Genomic DNA, 359 nt, shown 5'->3' on the forward strand with positions numbered 1-359 from the left:
ACGGTGAAGGCACCGGCAAAGCTCTGCGTGTCGGTGGTCGAGCCGGCGGGCCCGGTGCCCGAGCCGGCAACGCCGTTGGTCGCCGCCGTCAGGTAACTCTCGTCCACGTTCAGCGTCGGCGCCGCCGTCCCGCTCAGCGTGATCGAGGGGCCGTCGTCATGGAAGGTCGCCTTGGAGCCGAGGTCGAGCGACTGCGAGGCCTTGTCGCCATCATTGTCGGTCACCGTCGCCGTCAGCGTCACCAGGCCCGAGGTCAGGTTGATGCCTTCGGAGCTGTCGGTCGGATTGTCGGCCGTGTTCTCGTGCACCGCACGGTCCTGCGTCAGCGTCACCGCGCCGGTCGAGCTGTTGACCGAAAG

1 protein-coding gene is annotated in these 359 nt (G+C 68.2%); it reads right to left on the reverse strand.

Annotated elements, in window-relative coordinates:
• Window positions 1-359: DUF5801 repeats-in-toxin domain-containing protein (locus AC04SF_RS37545; RefSeq protein ID WP_488481894.1), on the reverse strand; the 359-nt coding region annotated here is incomplete at both ends.

It is taken from the genome of Mesorhizobium sp. CNPSo 4671 (assembly GCF_057784245.1).